Source organism: Paenibacillus sp. 1182, from assembly GCF_017833915.1.
Classification (GTDB): Bacteria; Bacillota; Bacilli; order Paenibacillales; family Paenibacillaceae; genus Paenibacillus; species Paenibacillus polymyxa_D.
Genome location: NZ_JAFICR010000003.1, coordinates 35,899 through 60,087 on the forward strand (window position 1 = coordinate 35,899; position 24,189 = coordinate 60,087).

At 44.8% G+C, this 24,189-nt stretch carries 25 protein-coding genes and 1 other RNA gene; 16 read left to right on the plus strand and 10 right to left on the minus strand.

What is annotated here, in order from left to right:
• Positions 1–16: 16 nt before the first annotated feature.
• The 5 genes from JOD82_RS05805 (at position 17) to JOD82_RS05825 (ending at position 5,156) form a co-directional block, all read left to right on the plus strand.
• On the plus strand, positions 17–787 hold the full coding sequence (locus tag JOD82_RS05805; RefSeq protein ID WP_069011074.1) for a glycerophosphodiester phosphodiesterase: 771 nt from the start codon (positions 17–19) through the stop codon (positions 785–787).
• Positions 788–825: 38 nt separating this feature from the next.
• Positions 826–1,449 carry a fumarylacetoacetate hydrolase family protein gene (locus JOD82_RS05810; protein ID WP_069011075.1) on the plus strand — a complete coding sequence of 208 codons (624 nt, stop codon included), beginning with the start codon at positions 826–828 and terminating at the stop codon, positions 1,447–1,449.
• Between the two features lie 168 nt (positions 1,450–1,617).
• Complete coding sequence (locus JOD82_RS05815; RefSeq protein WP_069011076.1) at positions 1,618–2,424, plus strand: DUF92 domain-containing protein; 807 nt, start codon at positions 1,618–1,620, stop codon at positions 2,422–2,424.
• 82 nt (positions 2,425–2,506) lie between these two features.
• Entirely contained in the window at positions 2,507–3,085 is a 579-nt protein-coding gene (locus tag JOD82_RS05820) for a TetR/AcrR family transcriptional regulator (protein ID WP_029516696.1), read from the plus strand.
• Between the two features lie 121 nt (positions 3,086–3,206).
• Complete coding sequence (locus JOD82_RS05825) at positions 3,207–5,156, plus strand: ABC-F family ATP-binding cassette domain-containing protein (RefSeq protein WP_069011077.1); 1,950 nt, start codon at positions 3,207–3,209, stop codon at positions 5,154–5,156.
• 151 nt (positions 5,157–5,307) lie between these two features.
• Here the strand turns inward: JOD82_RS05825 and JOD82_RS05830 are convergent, their stop codons facing one another.
• The 5 genes from JOD82_RS05830 to JOD82_RS05850 all read right to left on the minus strand — a co-directional run bounded on the left by JOD82_RS05830 (position 5,308) and on the right by JOD82_RS05850 (position 9,263).
• On the minus strand, positions 5,308–6,345 hold the full coding sequence (locus JOD82_RS05830; RefSeq protein WP_069011078.1) for a M42 family metallopeptidase: 1,038 nt from the start codon (positions 6,343–6,345) through the stop codon (positions 5,308–5,310).
• A 13-nt stretch (positions 6,346–6,358) separates the two neighbouring features.
• On the minus strand, positions 6,359–6,781 hold the full coding sequence (locus tag JOD82_RS05835) for a LapA family protein (RefSeq protein ID WP_069011079.1): 423 nt from the start codon (positions 6,779–6,781) through the stop codon (positions 6,359–6,361).
• Positions 6,782–6,837: 56 nt separating this feature from the next.
• A complete protein-coding gene (gene pepF, locus JOD82_RS05840; RefSeq protein ID WP_029516700.1) occupies positions 6,838–8,634 on the minus strand; it encodes an oligoendopeptidase F in 1,797 nt (598 codons plus the stop codon).
• Positions 8,635–8,833: 199 nt separating this feature from the next.
• On the minus strand, positions 8,834–9,022 hold the full coding sequence (locus JOD82_RS05845) for a hypothetical protein (protein WP_029516701.1): 189 nt from the start codon (positions 9,020–9,022) through the stop codon (positions 8,834–8,836).
• Positions 9,023–9,029: 7 nt separating this feature from the next.
• Entirely contained in the window at positions 9,030–9,263 is a 234-nt protein-coding gene (locus tag JOD82_RS05850) for a hypothetical protein (protein ID WP_013309704.1), read from the minus strand.
• A 173-nt stretch (positions 9,264–9,436) separates the two neighbouring features.
• Between JOD82_RS05850 and JOD82_RS05855 the strand changes: the two genes are divergently transcribed.
• From JOD82_RS05855 to JOD82_RS05875, 5 genes are all read left to right on the plus strand, one after another.
• Positions 9,437–9,634, plus strand: coding sequence for a cold shock domain-containing protein (locus JOD82_RS05855; RefSeq protein ID WP_013309706.1), 198 nt, complete (start codon positions 9,437–9,439; stop codon positions 9,632–9,634).
• A gap of 208 nt (positions 9,635–9,842) precedes the next feature.
• Positions 9,843–11,261: an MATE family efflux transporter gene (locus JOD82_RS05860; RefSeq protein ID WP_209947945.1), complete on the plus strand. Its 1,419-nt coding sequence runs from the start codon at positions 9,843–9,845 to the stop codon at positions 11,259–11,261.
• Positions 11,262–11,450: 189 nt separating this feature from the next.
• On the plus strand, positions 11,451–12,530 hold the full coding sequence (locus JOD82_RS05865; RefSeq protein ID WP_039269998.1) for a tetraprenyl-beta-curcumene synthase family protein: 1,080 nt from the start codon (positions 11,451–11,453) through the stop codon (positions 12,528–12,530).
• A 23-nt stretch (positions 12,531–12,553) separates the two neighbouring features.
• Positions 12,554–13,525 carry a 6-phosphofructokinase gene (gene pfkA, locus JOD82_RS05870; protein ID WP_029516704.1) on the plus strand — a complete coding sequence of 324 codons (972 nt, stop codon included), beginning with the start codon at positions 12,554–12,556 and terminating at the stop codon, positions 13,523–13,525.
• 116 nt (positions 13,526–13,641) lie between these two features.
• Positions 13,642–13,851 (plus strand): DUF3906 family protein, encoded by a 210-nt coding sequence (locus tag JOD82_RS05875; protein WP_209947947.1) that lies wholly within the window; start codon positions 13,642–13,644, stop codon positions 13,849–13,851.
• Here the strand turns inward: JOD82_RS05875 and JOD82_RS05880 are convergent.
• The 4 genes from JOD82_RS05880 to JOD82_RS05895 all read right to left on the minus strand — a co-directional run bounded on the left by JOD82_RS05880 (position 13,848) and on the right by JOD82_RS05895 (position 17,991).
• The gene (locus tag JOD82_RS05880; protein ID WP_209947949.1) at positions 13,848–15,218 is read right to left on the minus strand and encodes an MATE family efflux transporter; all 1,371 of its coding nucleotides are present in this window, start codon (positions 15,216–15,218) and stop codon (positions 13,848–13,850) included. The genes JOD82_RS05875 and JOD82_RS05880 overlap by 4 nt on opposite strands.
• A 195-nt stretch (positions 15,219–15,413) precedes the next feature.
• Positions 15,414–16,592 (minus strand): putative glycoside hydrolase, encoded by a 1,179-nt coding sequence (locus JOD82_RS05885; RefSeq protein ID WP_209947951.1) that lies wholly within the window; start codon positions 16,590–16,592, stop codon positions 15,414–15,416.
• A 216-nt stretch (positions 16,593–16,808) separates the two neighbouring features.
• Positions 16,809–16,997, minus strand: coding sequence for a hypothetical protein (locus JOD82_RS05890; protein ID WP_080658605.1), 189 nt, complete (start codon positions 16,995–16,997; stop codon positions 16,809–16,811).
• 172 nt (positions 16,998–17,169) lie between these two features.
• A complete protein-coding gene (locus tag JOD82_RS05895; protein WP_209947953.1) occupies positions 17,170–17,991 on the minus strand; it encodes a YitT family protein in 822 nt (273 codons plus the stop codon).
• A 325-nt stretch (positions 17,992–18,316) separates the two neighbouring features.
• Between JOD82_RS05895 and cshA the strand changes: the two genes are divergently transcribed.
• The 4 genes from cshA to JOD82_RS05915 all read left to right on the plus strand — a co-directional run bounded on the left by cshA (position 18,317) and on the right by JOD82_RS05915 (position 21,747).
• Entirely contained in the window at positions 18,317–19,906 is a 1,590-nt protein-coding gene (gene cshA, locus JOD82_RS05900) for a degradosome RNA helicase CshA (protein ID WP_029516709.1), read from the plus strand.
• Between the two features lie 223 nt (positions 19,907–20,129).
• Complete coding sequence (locus tag JOD82_RS05905) at positions 20,130–20,891, plus strand: YesL family protein (protein ID WP_029516710.1); 762 nt, start codon at positions 20,130–20,132, stop codon at positions 20,889–20,891.
• A gap of 58 nt (positions 20,892–20,949) precedes the next feature.
• Positions 20,950–21,144, plus strand: a non-coding RNA gene (ssrS, locus tag JOD82_RS05910) — 6S RNA.
• A gap of 210 nt (positions 21,145–21,354) precedes the next feature.
• Positions 21,355–21,747, plus strand: coding sequence for a DUF1499 domain-containing protein (locus JOD82_RS05915; RefSeq protein WP_013309718.1), 393 nt, complete (start codon positions 21,355–21,357; stop codon positions 21,745–21,747).
• A gap of 92 nt (positions 21,748–21,839) precedes the next feature.
• Here the strand turns inward: JOD82_RS05915 and tpx are convergent, their stop codons facing one another.
• The gene (gene tpx, locus JOD82_RS05920; protein ID WP_029516711.1) at positions 21,840–22,358 is read right to left on the minus strand and encodes a thiol peroxidase; all 519 of its coding nucleotides are present in this window, start codon (positions 22,356–22,358) and stop codon (positions 21,840–21,842) included.
• Positions 22,359–22,477: 119 nt separating this feature from the next.
• On the opposite strand from tpx, the gene JOD82_RS05925 reads away from it, so the two are divergent.
• Both JOD82_RS05925 and gltC read left to right on the plus strand, forming a co-directional pair.
• Complete coding sequence (locus JOD82_RS05925; protein ID WP_069011083.1) at positions 22,478–23,101, plus strand: rhomboid family intramembrane serine protease; 624 nt, start codon at positions 22,478–22,480, stop codon at positions 23,099–23,101.
• 97 nt (positions 23,102–23,198) lie between these two features.
• On the plus strand, positions 23,199–24,137 hold the full coding sequence (gene gltC, locus JOD82_RS05930) for a glutamate biosynthesis transcriptional regulator GltC (RefSeq protein ID WP_023988022.1): 939 nt from the start codon (positions 23,199–23,201) through the stop codon (positions 24,135–24,137).
• Positions 24,138–24,189: the final 52 nt, after the last annotated feature.

Below are 24,189 nucleotides of genomic sequence, written 5' to 3' on the forward strand. Positions count from 1 at the left end.
TGGAGGTCATAACAAGATGAATAATTTGTGTGTGGCTCACCGCGGTTTTTCGGGGATTGCTCCTGAGAACACGATGGCAGCCTTTCAGCTTGCGTTGGAGCAACCATTTGTGCACTGGATTGAGCTGGATGTACAGCTGTCAAAGGACGGTGTTCCGGTGGTAATTCATGATTTTACACTGGAGCGAACGACGAATGGTACAGGGAGAGTAAAGGATTCGGACTGGAAAGCATTGCAACAACTTGATGCTGGTAGCTGGAAAAGTGCAGAATACCGTGGAGAAATAATCCCCTCCCTCGCACAGGTGCTGGATTTATGTCGTGGCCGCGTATCGCTCAATATTGAGCTTAAAACAGCGGGAGATATGTATCCAGGACTGGAGAAAGTCGTACTCCGTGAAATTGCGATGAGAGGGATGGAGGGAGAGGTGGTATTAACCTCTTTTGAGCGTGCTGCATTACGCCGGGCTAAGGAGCTGTGTCCTGAGATCCGTACCGGATTGATTATTGATGCGCGTCCAGATGACTTGGCAAAGCAACTGGAACAGCTACAATGCACTTTTTTATCTATAGGCTATCCGCGTTTGGATCGAAACTTGATGAAAGATCTCACTGGACGCGGTATTACTGTCATGGCGTGGACGGTGGATGACCGCCGTATAATGCGGAAATTGGCCTCATTGCATCCTGAATTGATGATTTGCACCAATTGGCCGGATCGCTGGGAACGGGTTTTTTTGCTTTCCAAGCATCGGATGTGGCACTATATACGTAAACTTATACGTTAATAATTGGACTACATACGCGGGAAGGGTGAAGGGTCGTAATGAACGTGGAAATTCGTAATGTTTACTGTGTTGGGCGCAATTATAAACTGCATGCGGAGGAGCTGGGTAATGAGGTTCCCGCAGAACCAATGATTTTTTTGAAGCCGTCTCATGCGGTTGTGCCGCTGGATGGCGCCACGCTGGAGCTTCCGCAGGGGCAGGGAGATATTCATTTTGAGACTGAGCTGGTTGTAGCTGTAGGACGTAAATACGAACCGGGCATGTCCGCAGATACGTGTCTGAACGCATTTGCATTCGGCATCGATTTTACCCTGCGTGATGTACAAAGTGCTCTCAAGAAAAAAGGCCATCCATGGACCGCCGCCAAAGGCTTTAAATCGTCTGCTCCCGTGACACCATTCCTGCCTTTAGAACAATTGGACATGCTGGAGCTGCAGGATTTTTCCTTGCTCAAAAATGGACAGGAAGTGCAGCGTGGACATGTCAAAAATATGATTTTTTCTATCCAGCACATCGTTGAATATATAGCGACTCATTATGGACTGGGCGAGGGAGATATTATTTTTACAGGTACTCCAGCAGGAGTAGGGCCTACAGCAAGTGGGGATCGCTTTGAGCTTTTCTGGGGGAGTGAGCGTCAGGGAAGCTTCACCATCGCATAAATTTGTGAACGAAATCCACAGAAGAGGATTAAAAAAGGGAATGTTTTGAAGGCCGTGTCCTGTGCCAAAGCATGGGACACGGCTTTTATATAAGCGTGGAGCGTTGTACAATAATATACAGAACGAAAAAAGAAAAACGGAGATTCATTTCAAAAGCGGGGGTATATCATGGACTGGATCATCGGATTGCTTTGTGCTGCTGTGGTGGCGGGAGCTGCATTTTATAAAAAATCCTTAACCTTATCTGGCTTTGCTGCGGCTGTACTGATGGGAACCGTATATTATGGGGCGGGTAACCTGTTCTGGTTCGGCACATTGCTCTTGTTCTTTATCACGTCAACCCTCCTGTCGAGGTTCAAAAAGGAGCGCAAGGCTGAGCTGGAAAAATCGTATGCCAAAACCGGCAACCGGGATGCAGGCCAAGTATGGGCTAATGGGGGATTAGGTATGCTGTTATGCCTGGGTTATGCGATATGGCCTCATGTTACGTGGCAGCTGGCTTTTGTCGGTGTCATGGCTACGGTCACTTCCGATACGTGGGCAACGGAATTTGGCAGTCTGAGTCGTAAGCCACCCCGTTCAGTGCTTAACGGGAAGGTGCTGGCACCTGGAACCTCAGGAGGAGTATCTGTATTGGGAACGGCTGCGGCCTTGGCTGGGGGTCTACTGATTGGCATAGGTGCATGGGGCTTTGGACACGCCATAGGAACGCAGAGTTTGCCGTTATGGCTGTGGGCACTGGTTGGAGGTATATCCGGTAGTGCCGGAGCCTTTGCTGATTCCTATCTTGGTGCTACGGTGCAAATGATGCGTTCCTGCACGGTTTGTGGACGGGAAGTAGAAGTAGACTCACATTGTGGACAAACGACGGTCTATGTACGAGGCTGGCGTTGGATGAGTAATGATCGGGTGAATAGCATTAGTTCTATTTTCGGAGGATTGGTCGCTCTTGCAGGTATTTTTCTTATACTCTGAACACGGAGCTGGGGATCGTTACAAGGGAATAATTATTATAAGAATTGACGGTGTTTCGATCCTTGTATAAGGAGGTGCTAAGATGGGCGATATACACGGAGATAAATATGAAGCCATTTTGGACGCCGCTTACACCGTCTTTGGCACCAAAGGCTTTTATGAAAGCAAAATTTCCGAGATTGCAGAACAAGCGGGAGTTGCCAAAGGCACAGTATACTTGTACTTTAAAAGCAAAGAGCAGCTATTTACAGCAGTCACACGTAGAGATTGCGAGCAATACCTAGCCGAAATGCAAGGCGCATTAATCAATCGTACTTTGGGAGAAGGTCTGCTGCGGATGGCAAATTTGCATCTGCACTACTATTTCAAGCGCAAGCAGCATACGAAATTATTTTTTATGACCCCCAACAGTGACCCCGATCTAATGGAGTTTATGCGGGGATTTATTCAGGACTATACTGATTTGGTCAAAAATAAACTGGCGTCAGAGGGTGTACAGCAGTCCGAGTTTCATGCGAAGGCATTCATTGGGATGTTGGAGCGCCTAAAAATGGATATTTTATTAAATAAAGATTTCCGAGAATGTGACGTGGATCAGACGGCTGAACTAGCAGCGAACTTATTTATGCATGGCTGTAAAGCCGGAATACAAAAATCCTGACATCTTATTGCTAAGAAACCGTACTGAATTCATTCAGATAACGGTTTTTTTAATCATTGGCTGTGTCTGTGTTAAAATAAACAGGATGCATCACAAAATTGGGGAAGAGTAGGGAATCCGTATGAATATTATGACCGTTGAACATATAACGAAAAGCTATGGCGAGAAAATGTTGTTTGAGGATGCTTCCTTTGGTATGGATGAACGTGACAAAATAGGAGTCGTTGGTGTAAATGGCACCGGTAAATCAACATTTTTACGCGTGATTTCCGGCTTAGAGCCGCCGGATGATGGCAATATTGCAGTGAACAACGATGTGCGAATTCAGTATCTAGCACAAAATCCGGAGTTTGATCCTGAAATGAAGGTACTCCAGCATATTTTTCATGGCAGTCAGCCTGAGATGAAAGCGGTCCGTGAATACACAGAAACCATGGAGTTGTTGGAATTAAATCCGGGTAGCGAGGAGCTTCAAAAACGTCTATTGCGAGCAAGTCAGCAAATGGATACGTTCCAGGCATGGCAGCTGGAGAGTGAGGCCAAAAATATACTTACCCGACTGGGGATCACCCAGTTTGAGTCTCGTATGGGCGTTCTATCCGGTGGGCAACGTAAGCGGGTGGCTTTGGCGGCGGCTTTGATCCAACCCTGCGAGCTGCTCATTCTGGACGAGCCCACAAACCATATTGATAATGAGTCCGTTGAATGGTTGGAGCAGTATTTGCAAAAAAGACGTGGTGCGTTGTTAATGATCACGCATGATCGCTATTTTCTGGATAGAGTTGCAAATGTCATGCTGGAGCTGGATCATGGTCGCCTTTTCCGTTATGAGGCTAACTATACCCGTTTTCTGGAGCTGAAGGCAGAACGCGAGGAGCGGGAAGCGTCTACGGAACAAAAAAGGAAGAACCTGCTGCGTAATGAGCTGGCTTGGATTCGCCGTGGAGCAAAGGCTCGTTCCACCAAGCAGAAAGCGCGTATTGACCGATATGAGCAGCTTAGGGACCAGCAACCGGAATCTCGTTCTGGATCTGTAGATATGTCCGTCGCCTCCACACGTCTGGGTAAAAAAATATTGGAGATCGAGCATCTGTCCAAATCGGTAGATTCTCGTAAGCTGATACAGGATTTGAGCTACATTGCGGTTCCTGGTGATCGTGTTGGTATCCTAGGTCCTAACGGTAGTGGGAAATCCACTTTGCTCCAAATAATTGCCCAGCATATAGAACCGGATTCCGGCAACGTTGTGCTGGGACCGACGGTGAAGCTTGGCTATTTTACTCAGGAACATCAGGAAATGAACGAGTCTTTACGTGTTATTGAATATATTAAGGAAGAAGCCGAAGTGATTCGTACAGCAGACGGTTCGACGATTACAGCTGCACAAATGCTGGAGCGTTTCCTGTTCGCACCAAGCGCGCAATGGACGGTTATTTCCAGGCTGTCCGGGGGTGAAAAACGGCGCTTGTATCTGCTTCGTGTTCTGATGTCGGCACCGAATGTGCTATTGCTGGATGAACCAACAAATGATCTGGATATTCAAACCCTTTCCGTTTTGGAAGACTATCTGGATGAATTCCCGGGTGTGGTGTTTATTGTTTCTCATGATCGCTATTTCCTGGATCGAACAGTGGACAAAATACTGGCGTTTGAAGGGAATGGACAGGTACGTGTACATGTAGGCGACTATAGCGAGTATGCAGAATGGATTAGTAAAAATGCTCAATCTTCTGTGAATACGTCTGTCTCGACGAGTACGGATTCCTCGAATCGCTCTTCCACGCCTAAGTCTGCGGGTCCTTCCGAGTCAGTCAAGGAGACAAGTAAAACCAAGCTTAAATTCACCTTTAAGGAACAGCGGGAATATGAGCAAATTGATGAGCTGATTGAACAAGCCGAACAGAAGTTGGCCGACATTCAGCGGCAGATGGAAGAGTCTTTTAGTGATTCAGCACGACTACAGGAGCTCATGGCTGAGCAAGCGAAGGCAGAACAGCATTTGGAGCACCAAATGGAACGCTGGACCTACCTGAATGAGCTGGCCGAGCAGATTGAACAAAGTAAATCTTAAGCAATGATAAAGCCACATTAATAGCATTCTGCCAGAGCTATTTCTTCATGTTGCTCAGACTAAAAAAGCAAGTATCCGAAAAACCGGAAGACTTGCTTTTTTATTTACTGATCTATTCGACGATGTAACAGGCTGATTGTCGTTATTCGAATTAAACTGTCACATAAGCTGCAAGCAGATGGGCAGTGTTCACCACGGCCTGCTTGTGCGTGCGCTCCATTGCATGGGAGGCGTGTACACCAGGGCCGATCAACGCAGCACGGATGTTGTTACCTGCTCTTAGTGCAGCCGAAGCGTCCGAACCGTAGTGTGGATAAATATCTACCGCATACGGAATATTCAGCTCTTTGGCCAGCTCAATTAGACGGGTTGTCATAGTATAGTCGTAAGGCCCGGAGGAATCTTTGGCACAGATAGAAACATCCGTTTCCTTGCAGCTCAGATCTTCACCCATACAGCCCATATCGACAGCTATCATCTCACTGATTCCTTCAGGTATGTAAGCCGCTCCGTGCCCCACTTCCTCGTAGTTAGAAATGAGCAATTTAACGGTATGTCGAGGCTTCCAGTTTCCATGTACAGCAGATTCCAGTAAACCAAACAGTGCAGCTACACTAGCTTTATCATCCAGATGGCGTGACTTGATAAATCCACTGGGTGTTACGACTGGACGCGCATCGAACGAAATAAAATCGCCCACTGCAATACCGAGCTGAAGCACGTCTTCTTTTGACTCGACAAGCTCGTCAATCCGTACCTCCATATGGCTCTCCTTGCGCTCAAAGCTCCGTGCATCATCATAGACGTGCACAGATGGATGGCTGGACAGAATAGTGCCTGTATACGTTTGTCCGCTTCTGGTATGAATAAGGCAGTATTCATTCTCAATACTGTTCATCATGAAGCCGCCGACGGATGTCAGACGCAGGGTGCCTTGTGCTGTAATGGAACGCACCATTGTGCCCAATGTATCCACATGTGCGCTCAGCGCCACCGTACGGTCCGTTTCCTGACCTTCCAGAGTCAAGATGGCACCGCCTTTTGCATTCCATTCGATTTGTACCCCGAGGCTTTCCGCTTCTTGACGAATCAGCTCCATCACATGGTGTGTATATCCACTGGGACTGGGTGTGTTCAGTAGCTGATTTAAAAAGTTCATCATATAATTCTCATTTAATTGAATCGTCATTTGTTGCTCCTCCTCATTTGGACAACCGATCAGAGTTAGAGGACGGTTGCTCTATATCTTGGTCGGATGTAGACCCTGTGCTGGAAGAACCAGTCGTGTCATAGGCCACATCCGCGTTTGCTTCTACCGTGGATGTGTGCTCTTCTTGTAGTGTATGAAGCTGAGTAGTCAGACGTTTAATCTCCCTCTGAAGCCTATATTGGCGGAAAATACCGAAAGAACCGACAATAAGTCCACCTAGAAGAGTGCAACCGAGAATAAGCAGAATCAAAGGAATGCTGACCATACTGAATAGAAGGTTCACTTGAACCGAATTCACATTAATAACAGCAAATACAGCTGTTAACAAAGCAATAACAAGAGCTGCGATCAAAGACCATTGTGTTTTCAAAATGCCACCTCCTCCCGTTACATTATAAAATCCCTTGCCCGCCATGGACAAGGGATTTATCCGTGCATCATTTCAATGCTGGATTTTAAGTGCGCACGGTTTTACTTTCCTTCAGTTAGCTTTTCCATTTCTGTAATGACTTCTTCGAATACGCTCATCGCTTCGCGAATCGGCTGCGGAGAGGACATGTCAACGCCAGCTTTTTTCAAAATATTGATTGAATAATCACTGCCACCACTCTTCAAGAAGCCCAAGTAACGGTCAACGGCTGGCTGGCCTTCTTCCAGAATCTGTTTCGAGAAACTGGTTGCTGCCGAGAAGCCAGTAGCATATTTGTAGACATAAAAACTGTTATAAAAATGGGGGATTCGTGCCCATTCCATTTCAATGTCTTTATCTACCTTCATGCCTGGTCCGTGGTATTTCACATTCAGATCATAGTAAATCTCTGATAAAAGCTGCGGTGTGAGGGATTCCCCCTGTTCAGCGCGTTCATGTACAATTTTCTCAAATTCCGCAAACATGGTTTGACGGAATACCGTTGTGCGGAATTGATCTGCATAGTAGGTGAGAAGGTACATTTTCTCTTTTGGATCGGTTGATTTGTTCAGCAGGTAGTCCATTAGCAACGCTTCATTGGTTGTGGATGCCACTTCAGCCAGGAAAATGGTGTACTGTGCATCTCTATACTTTAATGCGTTGTCTGAATAGTACGAATGCAACGCATGCCCCATTTCATGAGCAAGCGTGAACATGCTGTTCAGGTTATTTTTATGGTTCAGCAGCACATAGGGGTGGGTACCATAAGCTCCCCAACTGTATGCACCCGTACGTTTGTTTTCATTCTCGTATACGTCGATCCAGCGCTCATCATAGCCTTTTTGCAACGAAGCCAGATAGTCCGCGCCCAGTGGCTTAAGGCCTTCCTTTGTTTGCTTTTTGGCGTCTTCATACGTAATGTCCATCTTGTATTCGTCCACAAGCGGAGCGAACAAATCATACATATGGAGCTCATCCACACCTAACAACTTCTTACGCAACTTCATGTAACGATGGAGCAGGGGCAAGCTTTCATGAATGGTGTCAATGAGATTGGTATACACTTCCTTCGGAATATTGTCACCGTATAGTGACATTTCCAGTACAGAAGGGTATTTGCGAACACGAGAATAAAAAATATTTTTGTTCACATTGGCACTTAGTGTAGAAGCAATTGTATTTTTATTTTTGGCATACGTGTCATACACCGCTTTAAAAGCACGTTCGCGTACTTCGCGGTGCGGACTTTCGAGAAATTGAATGTAGCTGCCATGAGTCAGCTCAACCTCTTTGCCGTTCTCATCTTTAATTTTTGGAAACTTCAGATCAGCATTGTTGAGCATGCCGAAAATCGTTTGCGGGGCTTGAGCCAGATTGCCAACCTGAGCGAGCAGCGCTTCTTCTGTTTTGCCCAAAATATGTGCTTTTTCCCGCTTCATTTCTTGAAGGGTAAACCGATAATCTGCAAGCTTCGGATCTTCAATGAAGGCATCGAGCTGATGATCCGGCAGTGCCAAAATTTCAGGTGTCACAAAAGAAAGAGACTCGCTAACCTCAACGCCTAATTTTTTGGCTTTTTGCGAAAGACCCTGGTATGTAGGTTCAGCTGTATCCTCATCATGATGCAGATGTGCGTACACATATACACGCTCGGTTTTGAGCGACAATTCATCTTCCAATTTAAAGCAGTTGCCAATCGATTCTGCTGAATTGAGCTTGCCTTGGAATTGTTCAGCCTTTTTGGCTAGTTGTTTGACTTCTTCGTATTCTTGATCCCATGCTTTGCGGTTGGGAAACAGATCTTCCAATTTCCATGTATTTTCCACTGGCGCATCAGCGCGTTTTACAATTTCACTCATGGAGAGCCTCCTCTGATCGAACGTAATGTGGGGTAGGGCTGCGGCAGTAAGAGACGGATGCCAAAACGAAGAAACCGCCACACTTACCGTAAGCAGCAGGGCAAGAGGTTTTACAGGATGCATGTAACGGCAGATCCTCCTTATACCATGGCTTGTTATGCCATAGTATGACCTCTTACGCCCGAAAGTATAATTTTCCTTACTGTGGGTTGGAACCTATATTTAATAAGCTGTATACAATGAGATAAAAGGCAAAGCAAACCATGATTACAGCAGTGAGGGCCATCCACTTTTTGAGAGGAGTCGGTATCGTATCACGCTTCATGATCAGCACTCCGCCCAGCGTGAAGGCCAGAATAATGAAGATGAGATAGCTGTTGGACACCATGAATAGGCTAGACCTGTTTGAAAGCGTTCATGATCCGCTGCCATTCTTCCTCATTATCTTGAAAGGACTGCTTGGGAAACCGATTTTGAGCCCAATGCATCAGCGCCGGGCGGCTTAAAAACGTGTGGGCTTCCTCGCCCCAATCATCGGATATTTCCCGTAGAACGATGTAACGGCCCTGCACCTCGACAGTCATCATGTTCCAATTGTCTTTTTTGTATATTTCGTGTTTTTTCATCATATGCATGTCTCCGATTTTATAGATGTTTTGGTTCATGATACCGCAGTTTCCGCCGCAAAAGCAAATCATTCCAGCCCAAAAAACCCGGAAAAACATCAATTGCATTGTGAAAAAGCATGAAGTATAATATGGATATTCGCCATAGATGGCGGTATTTTTAGGAGGTTGTTCACTTGAAAGGTACAGTTAAATGGTTTAACGCAGAAAAAGGTTATGGCTTCATTCAAATGGATGGTGGCGAGGACGTATTCGTACATTTCTCCGCAATCCAAGGCGACGGCTTTAAAACTTTGGAAGAAGGTCAAGCGGTTGAATTCGAAATTACTGAAGGTAACCGTGGACCCCAAGCAGCTAACGTAATCAAACTGTAAGTGTAACTGAATTGTAAGAATGGTTCCGTTTCTACGGATGTCTTATATATTACGGTTAAACTATGAATTGAGAGCGCAGTTCCTTTATTTTAAGGGACTGCGCTTTTTTGCGTAAATACGTTTATGATATGAGAAGATTGAGCAGGAATAGGGTATTATACGTAATAAAACTAGGCAGAAGACATTATAGATTGAAGGAGTTGAGAAAATGAGTGCAGCAGAGGCTAGTCGTAAGCCTTCCTTGATTGAAGGTCCTATTGCTAAAACGCTGTTTATGTTCTCTTTGCCGATGCTGTTCGGCAACATTCTGCAATCCCTGAATGGAACGATTAATTCGATCTGGGTTGGGAAATTTCTGGGAGAGGCCTCCTTGACTGCCGCTTCCAACGGAAATATTATAATGTATTTTCTTATCAGTTCCATTTTTGGTGTCACTATGGCTGCTACTATTATGATTGGACAAAATATCGGAGCAGGAGACGTAGCCGAAACCAAGCGTGTAGTAGGTACAAGTGCAGTCTTTTTTCTGGTGCTCGCTTTTGCTATAGGTATTATCGGATTTTTGAGTGCGCCTTGGATACTTCATGTACTCAATACCCCTGCTGAATCGGTAGATATGGCGATCACGTATACGCGTATTATTTTCGCAGGCATGCCCTTTTTGTACGGCTATAATTACATCATGACTGTAATGAGAGGGGCTGGAGATTCCAAAACACCATTTTATTTTCTGATTGTTTCCGTCGTACTGGATGTACTACTCAACCCGCTGTTCATATTCGGATGGGGACCGATTCCTGCTATGGGCATTGGAGGTTCCGCTACTGCTACCCTGATTGCTCAAGGGATCAGCTTTGTGTTGATTCTCATTTATCTATATCGTGTAAAATATTTTTTGCGCATTACATCTTCAGAGCTTCACTTACTTAGATTTGATTGGAAGATTATTTGGACCCTAGTCCGTAAGGGAGTGCCGATGGGGTTGCAAATGATTGCTGTCTCTACCAGCGCGATTGCTTTAATGAATCTGATTAACGGCTACGGGACAGTTGCAGCTGCAGCTTATACAGCAGCTAATAATTTGTCCAGCTATGTACAGATGCCGGCAATGGCGTTAGGTGCAGCTGTATCTTCATTTGCCGCTCAAAATATCGGAGCTGGACGTTGGGATCGAGTGCGCACGACAACCTGGATTGGGATTGTGTATAATTTTGTATTGACTGGTGGAGCTGTGGTATTAATTTACGTGTTTAACCGTCAGGCCTTGCTCATGTTTCTTCCTTCTACAGGGGGTGCATTGGAATTGGGAATGCAGATTAATATGATCACCTTGTGGTCTTTTGTTATATTCGGTGTTACCAATGTCATTACAGGGGTTGTTCGATCAACGGGTTCCGTAATGATACCGCTTTTAATTACCATTATTTCATTATGGGGCATTCGTATACCTTTGGCCTATGCATTTGTTGATGAGTATGGTCTAGATGCTGTATGGTGGAGCTTTCCTGTTGGTTTTGCTATCTCTGCCGTAGCAGTCATTTTCTATTATGCTTTCGGGAAATGGAAGCAGGCAAGTATGGGAGAGGGAATCCAAGGCGTGAAGCCAGCAGAGGACAAGGATAGGTAGGCCCTTTATACTATTTTCGGCTAATAAAACATTACAGGTATAAAGTCTTTTAATGAGAACAGCTCATTTTTCTTGAATTTTAAAGAAAAAAGTGAGGTTGTTCATTTGTGCTAAAAGGACGATCATATTATAATGGATATGGTTTGGATAGGTATAATTACGTAGACAACAATGTGGAGGCACCGTCATTTGAGTTATGTTGAGCAAGGACGTTATCAAGTACCGAGAGGCCCCATAGGTCTAATGAGCCGAATGTACAAGCACATTCTCCCTGAAACGAAACAAGAATTGAGTAACTGGAAGAGCAAGGCCGAACAAATTCCGGACCCTGAACTGCGAAGCCAGGCGCTTGCGAGCATAGCGGATAAGACATTTCACTGCGTGGGTGGAGCGGTTTATGCCGCAGCTAATATGTCTGCCCGGCAGACGTTAATTCCGCTGATCGTAGCGTATCAGACCATTAGTGATTATCTGGACAACCTGTGTGATCGCAGTACGTCCATGGACCCGGATGATTTTAGGCTGCTGCATCAGGCTATGCTGGATGCGATTAATCCGACGGCTAGGCCAGTGAATTATTATGAGTTGCGTCGTGAGCAGGAGGATGGCGGTTATTTGACTGGGCTGGTGACAACCTGTCAGTCTTGTGTAAGCAGGCTTCCGGGCTATGAGGCGGCAATGCCTTACGTTCAGGATTTGGCGCGATTATACACGGATTTGCAAGTATACAAGCATATTAAACCCGAGCTGCGGGAACAAGCGCTTTTGGACTGGTGGTCGCTTCATAAAGACCGTACACCAGAGTTGCGCTGGAATGAGTTTGCTGCGGCTACCGGTTCAACTCTGGGGGTCTTTATGCTGTTTCTTGCTGCCAGCGACCAGCATCTGACAGATGCGGGGGCTGCCTCAATACATGCATCGTATTTTCCACATGTGTGCAGTCTTCATATTTTGCTGGATTATCTAATCGATCAAGACGAAGACCGGAAGGGCGGAGATCTTAACTTTTGCAATTATTATGAAGATACCGACATGATGCTAAACCGGATCGCCTACGTTGTGAATCGGGCGCGGGCTGATATTGCAGATGTCCCTGCCAGCTCCTTTCACCGGATGATTATCGAGGGATTGCTGGCTTTATATTTATCCGACCCTAAAGTTAGCGAGCAGCAAGACGTTCGCGCTGTTTCGAGACGTTTAATGAAAAATAGTCCGCTCATGCGTTTGTTTTTCTTATTAAACAGTCGATGGATAAGAAGGCTTATATGATTATTTTGAGGAGGTCATAAACCATGACAGCAGTTAAGAAAATTGCAGTATTAACAAGTGGTGGAGATTCACAAGGGATGAACGCGGCAGTTCGCGCCGTCGTACGTAGCGGATTGTATTTCGGACTGGAAGTATTCGGGATTCAACGTGGTTATCAAGGCCTTTTGAACGACGATATTTTTCCAATGGATCTGAGAAGCGTCGGAGATATTATCCAACGTGGGGGGACTGTACTTCAATCTGCAAGATGCCTGGAATTTACGACTGAAGAAGGGCAGAAAAAAGGCGCGCAAATTTTGCGTGATCGTGGGATTGACGGCGTAGTCGTGATTGGTGGCGACGGTTCCTACCAAGGAGCTAACAAACTGACCAAGCAAGGCATTAAAACCATGTGTCTTCCGGGTACGATTGACAATGACATTTCCTTCACGGACTACACGATTGGTTTTGATACAGCGGTTAGTATCGTAGTGGACGCAATCAACAAGCTGCGGGATACAATGTCATCTCATGAACGTTCTTCCATTGTGGAAGTTATGGGACGTCATTGTGGTGATATTGCTCTGCATGCGGGTCTGGCTTCTGGCGCAGAAACAATTTTGGTGCCTGAGGTAGAATTTGACCTGAACGAAGTATCTGATCGTATGAAACAAAATTTCAAGCATGGCAAGCGCCACAGTATTATTATCGTTGCGGAAGGCGTAGGCAAAGGCGAAAATGTAGCAAAGGTAATCCAAGAAAACTGTCCGGATTATGAGCCTCGTGTTACAGTGCTTGGACACATCCAACGTGGAGGCACACCAACCGCGTTTGACCGCAACCTGGCGAGCCGTTTGGGTGACTTTGCTGTTCGCCAATTGATCGAGGGCATATCTGATAAGGCTTGCGGAACGATCGACGGTAAGTTGGTAGCCACAGATATTGACAAGGTTGTAAATACTAAAAAAGATTTCAACATGGAGCTTTATGAGCTTGCTTTGCGTTTGTCGCAATAATAAGACCTTCTACGTACAGTAGATCGGTTCTAGTATTGGAAAAGATCAAAATTATGCGGATGACCCGAGTCATCCGCTATTTTTTAGCTTTGAGTCCTATCAGGAGGTAGTCATACATGTACCTATTCAAAATCGAAGTGGATAGTTCGGAAGGAGCGCTGATTGTCATTCTCGCTGCTGAAAATGAAGAACAGGCATTTGAAGAGATTGAACAACATGTGGAGAGACACTTTCTATATCCTCCCAAGCTGAACGAAGTGGCTATTGTGGAGAAAAAACGAATAACTTTAGGCGCAGCATATGTAATCGAGACACGCAAAGGCTAAATAACCTCTGCGTGTTGTTTTTTTTCGGAGAAACGACGTTGTACTTTCACCAGACGCCAGAGAAGTAAAATAGCTCCTACCGCCAACCCTGTAATCAAACCGATCCAGTAGCTGTAGGGCCCCAATGAAGTCCAGCGTGCCAGTATATATCCTACAGGAAGACCAATGACCCAATAGGAGAGGAATGTGAGCAAAAAGGCTGGATTGACGTCTTTATACCCGCGTAGCGCTCCTTGTGTAGGTGTAGCGACAGCATCAGATATCTGAAAGAAAATCGCATAGATTAGAAAATGCTGTGCCAACTGAATGACCTGCAGATCGGTGGAGTAAAGTCGAGCGACCTGTTCACTCCAGATAAGCAGTACAATAGCTGTAATCAGTGATAGACCTACTGCGCTGCTGATGCCCATTACACTATAAGCTTTGGCATCCCGCGGGCGAGTAGCTCCTGTTTCATAGCCAACCAGAATCGTAAGTGCCATACAAATGCTGAGTGGAATCATATATAACGTAGATGCAAAGTTCATCGCGGCCTGATGTGCGGCTATGGTAGCTGTATTATAGCTACTCATGAAGAGAGTGACGGCTGAAAAGACGGCAGTCTCAAAAAATATTGCAAATCCAATCGGTACTCCAATCTTGATGAGCTCTTTCAAAGCACTAGCAGCAATCCCGTATATTTTGCTGAAGATTCGGTATTCGGCAAATATTTTTCCCCGATGCGCAGTGATACCAGCGACCAGCATAATAATCCAGTAGGTGGTTGCCGTTGCCACCCCGGAGCCTACACCCCCCAGACGCGGAAAACCCCAGTTCCCATAAATAAGTAGATAGTTCAACAATACATTGATGGGTAACGACATGAGCGTGATTAACATCGTAAAGCGGGTTTGTCCCAATGCATCCATAAAGCTTCGGAGCACCGTGTAGGCAAATAGAGGCACAATACCGAAGGCCATCGCACAAAGGTAGTACAGAGCTACATTATGAACTCTCAATTCCAGATTCATACCATTTAGAATAGGCTTGACCAAAATGATGCCAGCAATCAAAACGACCATGGATAGGGCAAGAGAGAGCCAAAGTGCTTGAATGACATAGTAGGAGACTTTATCTTTGCGCTGTGCTCCCACTAATTGAGATACAATAGGTGTGATAGCCATAAGTATTCCGTTAAGGCCTGTTTGTACAGGAATCCACAGACTTACTCCAATGGCTACTCCAGCCAGATCGGCAGGGGAAAAGTGTCCCGACATATTCGTATCGAAAAAAGTCATGGCAGATAGTGCAAGCTGGGTAATCAGGATAGGGAGCAAAATGTATAAAAGCTGCTTCCATTTCTGCCCCGTTGTTGAAGTCAATTGCATTTTTGTTTTCCTCATTTACTAGGGATTGAATATCTGTATGTATCATAACATGTAAGTATTTATTGTAAGGGATACCGCCACATTTGAACAGTAATAAAAAAGACTGCACCCGTTCGCCAAACAACGGGACAGCCTTCAAAAAAATTATATAATTTCTAAATTTCGTATTAGATAACGAGAAGTCCGGAGGGTAAATTATTTGTAAGTTACTCCGCTTGAATAGCGGTTTGTGGCATTCCAGAGTAAATATTCATCCACTTTCATATCCTTAAGCGCTCGAATTTGGTCCTCTACTTGAGTTTTTCCATACTTAGCATAATGTCCGCTTCCTAACCAACTTGCAGTAAAATCCTGGATCCAAGGGCGAATAATTGGCTTTAGCTTGCCCGTCGGATTTAGCTTTTTGTGTGTATCGGCCATGGAGCCTTTAATCGTCTGGTAGGGATTCTTATCAGGGTCTTTTACACCGAACCAGCCTGTGGTGTAGTGACTTGGATAAACCATGGGTGAAATGACATCCACATTTTCGGAAATTTTAGTGAAATCCTGTCCGATTCCCTCCGCAGCAGGGACAGATGCAGCATATCCGAAAATATCTACGGATACTCGTACACCTAATGGAGCAAGCTCTCTGCGGGCATATTGTACGAATTCAGCGACTGCATCCGAGCGGGATTGATCTGATTTGGTATATTTCAGCTTGTCTGCTCTTTTCTCAAAGCCTTCGGGGAAACGTACATAGTCAAATTGAATTTCCTTAAAACCAAGTTTGGCTGTTTCCTTAGCGATGGCTATATTATAATCCCATACTTCTTTATTATAGGGATTGACGAACCCGTCTCCCTTGCCGTTTTTCCAGACAGAGCCGTCAGGATTACGGAAAGACATCTCGGGATTTTTGTTGGCCAGTACCGTATCTTTAAATACGACAATACGAGCAATCGGGTAAACATTATGCTTTTTCAATCGGTCCATCAAACCGGAAATATCCCGAATGAATTTTTGTGGCTTGCCCAATTTGAGCAGCTCGGGATTGGACGTTGGATAAGTGATATAACCTGCATCGTCTTTAATATCAATAACCATGGAATTGAGCTCTGTCTTATCAAGCAGTTCAAGCAGCTGGGTCATACGCAAACCGCCTGCGCTATAAGCTGTGACATAGATGCCCTTGATAGCAGGAGTCGTCGGTTGTGGGTCAATTTTAACCGGAGGATTGGAGGCATCCACCTTCATCTTATTGTGCTGAGCCTGAATCATGGCGCTGCTAATTGTTGTTGCCACCGTATCTTTTACATTTGGAGTGTTGGCTGACTGGTCCCCGTTTCCGCCTATCCCCATCGCCAATAGCATAATTGCCCAAATCATATTCATTTCCTAACTCTCTCCCTTATGGATGTCGCTTACCTGATTATACGTAAAGTTATGTATCGAAAAACAACACGCTTGTAACCAATACTGGAATCATCAGGCACAGTCTTACATGATTAACCCAACTTATGTTTATTGAATCCATAAAAATGCATAAATAATGCCGCTCTCTTCGCAGTTGTAGATGCAACCGGAAGAAGCGGCACTTGGTAAAGAAATTTATTGAAGATAATTATTGTCTTGATGCTCGCAAATACTGTACTGAATAATTTCTAGCGCATCCGTTGGCTTGAGTATGGACATCCCGTCCCGAAGCACAATCATCGAGTTCAGCTCATCCTTTTTGAGAGAAGGGAGCATTTCCGGATACCATCTTAAGACAATGTCGGACAGTTTTACCGTTTCCATTTCCACAAAAATCACCCTTTCCTGCTCGGAATCATTCCAAAAGAATCATTCAATACGATTCGGAAAAGCAAAGTGCCTGTGAAATAGCAGGTAAAGCTGGTCTTTATATACTATGGGAACAGCGCACATATAGTGTACCACAGAAACTGTATTTTGACACTTGGGTTTGTGCTTATCTTCGGCGAAATGAACCCATCACCCCAACCGTTTCCACAATATTGACAAAAGCAGAAGGGTCCACTTCTTTAATGATCCGTTTTAATTCAACTAGCTCGTAGCGTGTCGTGACAGTCATCAGCATGTCTTTTTCAGTATGTGAAAATGCGCCTTCAATTTTTATTTTGCTAACACCGCGTGGTGTGGTTAACATCCGCTCCAGTAGCTTGTCGGTGTGTTCTGTAATAATGTAGACGGTAATCTTCGTGTGACTGACATAGATTTGATCTAACACTTTGCCAGTCACAAAAATAGATAGCATCGACGCAAGTGCAATATTCCAATCATCGTTCAAATATCCTGCTGCAAGAATGACCAGTCCATTCATGCCAACAAGTACAGTTCCTACGGGGAAGTCACGATAACGAGTGATGATGGAACCGATAATGTCAAAACCGCCCGTAGACCCCCCTACCCGAAAGGAAATTCCTGCTCCAACGCCGATCATCACTCCTCCAAAAACGGAGGCTAGCAGGGGGTCCGACACGACAGATCGCACCGGCACCAAGGCCAAAATCCATGTTGTAACGACAACGGATAAAATGCTCAGGCTAATAAAACGCTTGCCTAAAATAAACCAGCCTGTAATAAGCATCGGGATATTGATAATAAAATACATCGCGCTGATATCAAATTTTGTGAAGTAGCCGATTAACATGGAAAGCCCAGCTACTCCTCCGCTCAGCAAGTGGTGTGGCACGAGAAACAGATTAAAACCGCATGCAATGGCAGCGGCTCCAAGAATGACAGTTAAGCAGTTTAACACCATTTTTAACAACTTATTTTCACCTCATTTAAATTATACGGGAAGCAACTTGCTGGTATTCATGAATTGTTCTGTGCTATAATGCGATGTGGATATTCTTGAGTAGGGACCTATGTCCAGAGAAACACTTAAAATTTAAACTGTTTTAAAAAGGATAAATTCGTTTAAGATGTATCGGATAGGTTCCCCAAATTCATTACAGAAAGATGCAGTTATAGGTCTAAATAAACTGTCACTGTATTGGGGAAAACTTATACAATAATATCGCTACTTAAGAATACAGACAACATTGTGGATTGTCCACCACATCCACCATTAAGAAGGAGTTTGAATAAATTTGACGACATTTGCAGAATTTGATCTTGAACCGAAAGTAATTCAGGCGATTACAGAACTGGGTTTTGAAGAAGCAACACCAATTCAATCGCAATCTATCCCGATTGCACTACAAGGCAGAGACATGATTGGCCAAGCCCAAACAGGTACTGGTAAAACTGCTGCGTTTGGTATTCCGCTGATCAACAAAATTTCTAGAAGCGACGAAAAAATCAGAGCTCTGATCATGGCACCAACACGTGAGCTTGCTATCCAGGTAGCTGAAGAAATCGAAAAACTCTCCCGTTTCAAAGGTCTTCGTACTTTGCCAATCTATGGTGGACAAGATATCGTACGCCAGATTCGCGCTTTGAAAAAGAAACCTCAAATTATTATTGGCACGCCAGGACGCTTGCTTGACCATATTAATCGCAAAACCATCAAGCTGGAAGATGTAAACACAGTTGTTTTGGATGAAGCAGATGAAATGTTGGATATGGGTTTTATGGAAGATATTCAATCCATTCTGAAGCAAGTTCCAGACGAGCGTCAAACGATGCTTTTCTCGGCTACAATGCCTCCTAATATTAAAAGATTGGCTGAGCAATTCCTCAAAAATCCTGAGCATGTTTCAGTTATTCCTAAACAAGTTAGTGCTCCACTGATTGATCAGGCCTATATCGAAGTTCCTGAGCGTCAAAAATTCGAAGCATTGAGCCGTTTGATCGACATGGAATCCCCAGAACTTGCTATCGTATTTGGCCGTACCAAGCGTCGGGTAGACGAGCTGGCTGAAGCTCTGCAAAAACGCGGATATTCTGCAGACGGTTTGCATGGTGACTTGTCTCAAAACCAACGTGATGCTGTAATGCGTAAATTCCGTGACGGAAGCATCGATGTGCTCGTGGCGACTGATGTAGCTGCCCGTGGTTTGGACGTTTCCGGCGTAACTCACGTTGTTAACTTTGACCTTCCGCAAGATCCAGAAAGCTATGTTCACCGTATTGGACGTACTGGACGTGCAGGTAAAGAAGGGGAAGCTTGGTCTTTCGTAACGCCTCGTGAAATTGACCATTTGCACTTTATCGAACGTGTAACTCGTCACCGCATTCCACGCAAGCCGCTTCCAACGTTGGCTGAAGCTTTGGAAGGCAAACAACGTATCATTGCTGAACGTCTCCTAGAGGCTGTAGAAAGCGGTGAGCTGAACGAGTACAAAGGTTTGGCTATTCAAATGCTGGAGCAATATGATTCTGTACAACTTCTCTCCGCAGCTCTGAAGCTGATGACTGGTGAGAAGAGAGAAGCATCGATTGAGCTGACTCCAGAAGATCCGATCCGTGCAAAACGTCGTAAACCAGACGTGCGTTCTGGCGGTCGCAAGCCTTCCAACTACAGCGGTCGCAGCAACGGTGGTTACAATTCCAACCGTTCCGGTGGTAGCGGCGGTAGTGGCAGCAAAGGTGGATATGGCGGTTACAACCGTGGCAAAGAAGGCGGTGGCTACAACCGTGATTCCGGAAGCCGCTACAGTGGAGATCGCAAACCACGCCCGAGCAGCAATGGAGAAACTCGTCGTCCTGCAAGACGTGAAGATTCCTCTTCCGAATAAGAAATGAAATAATGAAAAGTCGAAGCAGATGAAGCTTCGGCTTTTTTGTTATGATTGAATCAGTATGTATGAACCTGTTAGCAATCTACTTTAATGAGGCACTTATTGATTTCACTGGCGCATTAGGGCTGAAATACGGTATGATATAGCCAAGAGTCAGAATTTATAGGCATAGCAACATGAGTCTTGGAACTGCCAAGGCTTGCGGAGGGAGAGACTGACATTGGAGTTTAAAGGAGCTATGGGTGGTATTTACCGCCTGACCGAGTGGATTACCCGATTGGCGGCTACAAATTTGTTATGGGTGTTATGTTCGTCGCCTTTTGTGTTCTGCCTCATACTGAAATTACTTGTAATGAATCAGAATTTGGCTAATGAATCTTTACAAATGAATTGGGCGATGGCTGTTTTGGCACCGCTTACTTTATTTCCAGCCACATCGGCTATGTTCACAGTGGTTCGCAAATGGGTAATGGGGGATACCGATACAGGCGTGTTTCGTACCTTTTTTAAAGGGTACAAAGAGAACTATAAGCAGAGTCTGATCGGGGGTATCTTTTACACGTTACTGTTTGTCATCATGTATGTGGATTATACCGTATATATGACACAACTCAGCAACTTGCAAATCGTGGGCGTAATTATGCTCATTCTTATCATTATTTTGCTTGTGTCTATGTTTAACTTCTTTTCGATGGTGGCTCATTATCATATGTCTACCGGACAAATTATCAAAAATGCGGTTTTACTGACGCTGATTCGACCATTCCGTGTATTTTCTACCATGCTCGGTAGCGCCGTTGTTATATTTATCGGAGTCAAATATCCTGTGCTTTTCTTATTCTTCATCGGTAGTGTAGTTGCCTGGTTCGCTTTCTTTAATTTTTATGGAACATTCCTTAAAATGCAGGATCAAATGGAAAAGATGAAGCAGAAAGATGAAGATACGGCAAGCATTGAAGACAAGAAAAGTGATAACCTCTAAAAATAAAACATATTTCTCCTAGCATTTACTTTCTGAGTGAGAAGCGCTATAATAAGGTCACATCCTGCGATGCACGTTACGGTCATTTGTTGTTTTGAACCAATGACAATGTCTAGGGAGATCTATACGGATGAATAGCTGAAAAGCCCTGTCAATTCCTGACAAGGGGACTTCAAAAGTTTATTCTGCGGTCACCCACCTGCTAAAGCAGGTTCAGAAGACGCTATGGTCGGACGGCATCGGCGGGTACTCCAAAGATAATGAATACACTCTGTTCATGCTTCTTGCAGAAACAGGGTGTTTTTTGTATGCAACAATGTTAAACTAAGACATGAGGTACTAAGGTCGCATACCACAGGTATGGTCGGTTAACTTTTTGTTGTTTAACGTTTTATAAAGCGCTTGCAGCAAAAAAACCGATGTGCTGCATTATGGCAACGATTATCGTGAAGGAGGAAATGTCTTGTCGTTGAAGAGGACTCTGGTAGGGATTGTGCGCAGCCAAGAAGGTACAAGCGACCGGGTCAAGGACCCCCAAATGAAGACACGCTATTATAACTTATCGAGAGACAAGGCTTGGGAAGAAGTATCATCTATTCTAAAAAAAATTCCTGGCTACAAGGTTCTTCATGAGGTAGCATCCGTAGGTGAAATTACGTTAGAGAAGCGAACGGCGTTCGGTAGAACCGTCGACATTACCGTTTCCATATTGTCTGTCTCACCAGTTCGGAGTGCGGTGGATATTTATTCTGCTTCACGCGGATCGCTAGGGGACTTGGGCGCGAATTACCGCATCATTTTGCAACTGTTCGCTGTGATTGACAAGAAGCTGTCTGCTCATAAGGTTGTGCAGTGATTGTAGATGTGTGAGCAGTGATGTGGCAGACAAACGTCAAAAAAAGCGAGGAAGGCAACCCTTCACTCGCTTTTTTAATATGCAGTCTTGATTTAGACGAGTTTTTTCACTGCTGCAATCGCTTGGTCATAGTCAGGGTGTTCGGACATTTCGCTCAAGTATTCTACGTAAGCAATTTTGTCATTTTGATCAATCACAAAAATAGCTCTATGATCCAAATGGAATTCCTTGATGAACACACCATAAGCTTCGCCAAAGGAATGATCCTTATAGTCGGACAGTGTCAATACGCGGTCAATACCGGCAGCACCGCACCAACGAGCTTGAGCGAAAGGCAGATCGACGCTGACAGTCAGCACCACGACTTGATCCCCAAGGGAATCAGCTTCCTGGTTAAAACGTCGAGTCTGTGCGTCACACACACCTGTATCCAAAGAAGGAACAACACTGATCAGTTTGACTTTGCCTGCAAAGTCTTGGAGCGTAGCTGCTTCTAACAGGTTTTTCTGTAATTTGAAATCAGGTGCCTGATCTCCAACCTTCAGTTCAGGACCTAAGAGTGTCAAAGCATTGCCTTTAAAAGTAGCAGCTCCTGTACGTTCTTGTGCCATATGTAATAGCCTCCTTGGTTTTTAGCATTGGTTATCGTTGCCGAAATCTATTATAATCTTTTATAAAAGACATTGTCCAATTTGAATAAGGTGGAGACACCCATGAAGGAAGGATTGCCTTGATTTTTTTACGTTATGAGAACTGGAAAAGTTATTTGCGGTTTTACCCAGTAACCTGTCTGATTTTGCTCATCAATATTGTGATGTTTGTTGTACTCACCGTACAGGGTGGATCGGAAAATAGTTTGACGCTGATCCGATATGGAGCTTTGATTAATGAGGCGCCATTCACCGATCAACTGTGGCGATATGTATCAGCCATGTTTTTACATGCAGGGTTTGATCATCTTCTGTTCAATTCCTTTGCCATACTCGTCTTCGCTCCTCCGCTGGAGCGTTTGCTGGGGTCCTTCCGCTATGTGTTATTGTATCTGGTCACGGGTATTGTAGGGAACATACTGTCCATTGCCCATTACAACATGGTGGCGGAAACGACAGTCTCTGTAGGGGCCTCAGGAGCGATTTATGGCATCTATGGGGCGTTTCTGTACGTTGCCTTGTTCCAACGTTCCTTGATGGATGATGCTTCGCGCAAAACGCTGTACACGCTGCTTGGGTTTGGCATTCTGTTTTCTTTTGCTGTAGCGAACATTAATTGGACCGCTCACTTTGGGGGATTACTCAGTGGATTTTTCATGTATGGATTATTGATTAGATTGACTGGCCAGCGCAAACGCCACTAAAGACAGTTTTACCGTAAGTTAGCAGGGAAGAAAGAGGATGATGTTCGATTGACGTCTTCTTCCGGATGTTGAAAAACAGATTGGAGCGAATATCGGAGTGGAATTACGACAGTTACAATACTTCATGAAGGTAGCGCAAAAAGAACATGTCACTCAGGCAGCCGAGGAGCTACATGTGGCGCAATCTGCGGTAAGTCGGCAAATTCATCAGCTTGAAGAGGAGCTGGGAGTTAATCTTTTTATGCAAAAGGGTCGCAATTTGCAGCTTACGCCAGTGGGACAGCTATTTTGCAAACGGGTTGAGACGATAATAAAAGATCTAGAGCGAGCTGTTTTGGAGGTTCATGAGTTTTTGGATCCTGAGGGGGGCGAAATCCGCATCGGTTTTCCGCACAGTTTGGGGATTCATCTTATTCCTACGGTAGTGGCTGAATTCCGAAAGCGGTATCCCAATGTTAAATTTAGATTTAAACAGGGGATGTATCCGAGTTTAATTCGTGATGTGTTAGCGGGTGAGGTGGACTTGGCTTTTGTATCTCCTTTTCCCGATCGTCATGATCATGTGGAGGGGGATGTGGTGCTGACCGAGGAGTTGTTTGCTGTTCTCCCGCCCAACCATCCTTTAGCCACGGCCAAACATATCACGCTGAGTCAGCTTAAGGGAGAAAAATTTATTCTGTTCAGAGATGGATATTCGTTACGTCCGATTGTCTGGCAGGCTTGTCTGGAGGCAGGATTTACGCCGGATATCGCTTTTGAAGGTGAAGAGACAGATACGATACGCGGATTAGTTGCGGCTGGCATGGGAGTCAGTCTTTTGCCTGAAATGGCGTTGTTTCAGACCAACCCGCTTCAACCTGCAAGAGTGTCAATTGTTGATCCAGAGGTCACGAGAACTATAGGCTTGATTCATCGTAGAGATGATAAACTGCCATTAGTTGCAAAGTCATTCCGAACTTTCTTGTTGCAATATTTTGGTCTTAAAGGTAGTGCAGCTACTCCGAACGGAAGTGCAAAAGCGGATTTAGGACAGTGAGTATAGCTGATTGGTTTTAGATAAAGAAAAAAGGTTGTTCTCTACCGTTAAC